The 3,504-nt window shown below is 41.9% G+C and carries 5 protein-coding genes; 2 read left to right on the top strand and 3 right to left on the bottom strand.

Annotation, left to right across the window (positions count from 1 at the left end):
* Positions 1 to 119: 119 nt before the first annotated feature.
* Positions 120 to 761, top strand: coding sequence for an Arc family DNA-binding protein (locus tag FDW94_RS18550; RefSeq protein ID WP_137378067.1), 642 nt, complete (start codon positions 120 to 122; stop codon positions 759 to 761).
* A gap of 31 nt (positions 762 to 792) precedes the next feature.
* Here the strand turns inward: FDW94_RS18550 and FDW94_RS18545 are convergent, their stop codons facing one another.
* Positions 793 to 1,185, bottom strand: a complete 393-nt coding sequence (locus FDW94_RS18545) for a relaxosome protein TraM (protein ID WP_103771730.1) — start codon at positions 1,183 to 1,185, stop codon at positions 793 to 795.
* Positions 1,186 to 1,838: 653 nt separating this feature from the next.
* Between FDW94_RS18545 and FDW94_RS18540 the strand changes: the two genes are divergently transcribed.
* Positions 1,839 to 2,369 (top strand): lytic transglycosylase domain-containing protein, encoded by a 531-nt coding sequence (locus FDW94_RS18540; RefSeq protein WP_137378066.1) that lies wholly within the window; start codon positions 1,839 to 1,841, stop codon positions 2,367 to 2,369.
* A 33-nt stretch (positions 2,370 to 2,402) separates the two neighbouring features.
* Here the strand turns inward: FDW94_RS18540 and FDW94_RS18535 are convergent, their stop codons facing one another.
* Together FDW94_RS18535 and FDW94_RS18530 are read right to left on the bottom strand one after the other, a co-directional pair.
* Complete coding sequence (locus FDW94_RS18535; protein ID WP_137378065.1) at positions 2,403 to 3,224, bottom strand: DUF932 domain-containing protein; 822 nt, start codon at positions 3,222 to 3,224, stop codon at positions 2,403 to 2,405.
* 10 nt (positions 3,225 to 3,234) lie between these two features.
* Positions 3,235 to 3,504: hypothetical protein (locus FDW94_RS18530; protein ID WP_249358633.1), on the bottom strand; the 270-nt coding region annotated here is incomplete at its 5' end.

The following is a 3,504-nucleotide window of genomic DNA, read 5'->3' as shown; positions in this document are numbered from 1 at the left end:
AAAAAAAAAAACCGTGACATATGTCACACTGTTAAAAGTTTTTGGGAATATTCCTAATATGTAAGTCGAGTAGGGTTGTCTTCCAGACTGTCGATGTGTTGCTTGCGAGATCTATAACAATGAAAGTAAAAGAGAAAATGTGGGAAGGTCGTGGCAGGCCGCGTAAGTTTCAGCCGGGTGAGGCTGTTGAGTGGAGGTTGCGTGCCCCGGATAATTTGCTTATGGAGCTTAGAATATGTGCCAGATTAGGTAAGCGAAGTGTTAATGATGAAATTATCGCAAGGTTGTTATTGTCATTGAATTACCAGCCAAATAACCCGGTGATTAGAACGGCAGAGGGTGAACGTTTAATAGAGCTGGCTGTCAGATTCGAAAGCTGGCTTAGTCATCTGCTTGATAATGAAAAAGGTAATGTGGAGGAAAATACAGAATCTGACACCTATTCAGAGCGTTTGTGGATGTGGCGAGAAGGAGAGCGTGTTTTACTTCCTGGCAAAACAACTGGTTATAGTATGCGTATTCCAGAGAATCTTGCAGAAGAGATTCGTACAATGGCAAGGGTTCATAAGCGAAGCCTTAATGATGAAATGCTTACAAGGCTGATGAATACGCTGGGGTATTTCACAGAAAAGATTCTTGACCAGAATGAGGATGCGCAGGCATTGAAAGTCTTATGTCTGGAATTTGAAGTGTTTTTAAAAGAAAAAATATCTGAAGCAGAAAAGAGCACGCTGTCATGGGATAAAGACAGCGCTCAGTGATCGATGAAGCCGGTTCTTCCCGGCTTCATGATTATTTTTCATCGATGATAAAGTGTTTTCTGTCGGCCTCATCTTCGGCATCGTTAATGGCGCTTATGTTATTATTGATGAGGTCATCCAGTGACACCCCCGCCTGTGGTCCTTTAAGGTTGACATAAATTTCTGACACAAGAGCTGTTAATATCATCATACCTTCTCTGGAGCCTGATACTTTCCTGATAAGGTCACGCCTGAAACCATCGAGATCGAATGTTGAACCTTCTTCTTTTGATTTGTGAACCATGAGCCCGAGGCGAACGAGTTCGTTAACTGTTGATGAGTAGTTCGTTTCAGAGCCGGTTGCCCCTTTCTGTAACTCTATATCAACAATATCCTGAATCTCTCTGTCAATTTTATCTTTGAAGTAGATGTTCTTACGCGGCATAATATTTTCCTGAACATTTCATGCAGTGCCGTATCCGGCACTGTTCTATCCTGTTTAGACAGATTTAATACATCAGGCAGCTTTGATTTTAAAGCCTTTATACGGCTTAAAAATCTAAATGAGCTTTTCTGTCTGTCGTAATCTGGCAGTATTATGTGTGTGCATACGGCACTATCAGGTGTGCTGATACGGCACCATTATGTGTGTGGATCAAGCACTACTGCGTTTTAAGTTACTCTATTATTTGGATACACACAATCCCCACACTTTACGGTGCTTAATCAGGCACTGGGAGGTGTGTTAATCAGGCACTGCAATGTGTGGGGTAACAGCACTGCAATGTGTGTTAATCCACACACCATTTAGCCTCATATTCTTACATTCCGCATTATGGCCTATATTAGCGTGATGAAATTAAAGGAAAAATCTGCAAGATGAAATCTTGCGTGGGGTGTGATGTTTTAACGGGTTAGCAAAGAGCGGCAAGATAATAACTGTGAACAGGTTGATTCTGGTATTTGAGGTTGTAGCTAAATGCATGATTTGGAGCGCTTACGCGCGTTTGTAGGAAATTATCTTGATTCAAATGATCTGGCGGGGTATTTTTTATTGCATTGCATGTCAGTGCTTATGAGAGACATAAGGCTTATTGAATGAAAATATCAAACACCCCTGTCTTATTGCTGGCGTTTTCACTATCAGCAACGGCCACTCCACAGATGTGTTTTGACCAGGCGGGGAAAGACTATCAAATAGATCCGCTGCTTCTTATGGCAATTTCAATTAAAGAGAGCCGTCTTAAACCAGCAGCTGTTAATGGGTCAAACAGAGACGGTTCAGAAGATGTCTGCGGAATGCAGGTGAACAGTTATCATTACAATAAACTTAAAAAGTTTAATATTACCCGCGAGCGACTATTAAAGGATCCATGTATATGTGTTTACTCGGGAGCATGGGTTCTGGCACACAACTTCCAGTCCTACGGAAAAAACTGGGACAGCGTTGGAATGTATAATACGGGGCCGCGGGATACGATGATAAAAAAACGTCGAGCCTATGCTTCAGAAATAAAAAATATCTATCGTATTTTGCTTGCAAGAAAAATGGTCATCGATGGTACATCAAGCGTAGTCGCCCTACCTCCGATGGACAGAACAAAAGAAATAAACGTAAGAAAAAATTAATCAAAAAAAACCGCTCTTGCGAGCGGATTTTTATCAGGCTTTCAACCTTGCAAATTCTTCTGCCATTTTCCAGAGGGCCTGATTAAGTTTCACATCGCCATCTATGCCAGTAACCTCCCGTGTTTTTGTTCTTTTTCCTTTTGCTGTCTTTCCTGAAATCCCGCCTTTGATTACGTTCTCCTGAATACGGTTAAATGTACTCCACAAATCTAAGCCTCTGTCTTCCCAACGGCGAGCCTGTAATAACTGGTCAGGTGTCACAGGTGAATGAGTACCATCATATTTATACTCAAGTGCGGCAATGCTTAACAAACGTTGCTCCGGCTCAGTCAACTGAATACCTTTCATGATATCAATATTTTCAATCACGGTATCGAACGTATCCATCACAGTGTATGCACCTTCAATAACCTGTCCGACAATATCACCTTTATGTGGCACTCTAATTTCGCCGAAATCTTTCCATGCTACCAGACCATTGGTACAAATCTGGCGGAACATACCTGGAATCATTTTATAGCTACTGGAACCATCGTGACTGTTCAGCAAAATAATCTCTGGGACTTCTTTCCCCGCAATCTGATCATGGCGACGTAGACGTAATAAGTGTTTTGTGAACTCACGCTTTTCAATATTTCGTGTACGGGATTGGGTTGCATAAAAAGGTTGAAAGCCTTCTTCACGCAGACGGTCCAGTATTTCAATAGTTGGAATATAGGTATAGCGTTCTGAACGTGAATCATGTTTTTCAGAAGAGAATGCACTGGGTACAATGCGCTGTAATTCATCATTAGTCAGCGGACGATTCTGACGAATAGAGGACGGTGCGCGATAACGATTAGCAAAACTGATCATAATATTCCCCTTATTTGATACTTACTGGCGTAATTGTGCGAAAAAAATTATCTACTGGTGCAGCAGCAGCTACCGGATAGCCGTCCAGGATCCAGACAGAGAGATAATCAATGCAGTTCTCATTGATTAATGACAACTCATAACTCCCGACTGGCGGTTCAAAAATCAGCGGTTGTAATTCCCCTTCTGTCGCAGCCATAACCCAGCAAAACAGATCAACGATTTGTTCAGCTGTGATTTCTGAGTCACATCTTCCGGAAGATTCTTGAGCGGCGGTTTT

It is taken from the genome of Citrobacter sp. wls757, assembly GCF_005280935.1.
Taxonomy (GTDB): domain Bacteria; phylum Pseudomonadota; class Gammaproteobacteria; order Enterobacterales; family Enterobacteriaceae; genus Citrobacter; species Citrobacter portucalensis.
The sequence above is the reverse complement of the archived record's forward strand: the minus strand, read 5'-3'. Positions and strand labels throughout refer to the sequence as shown.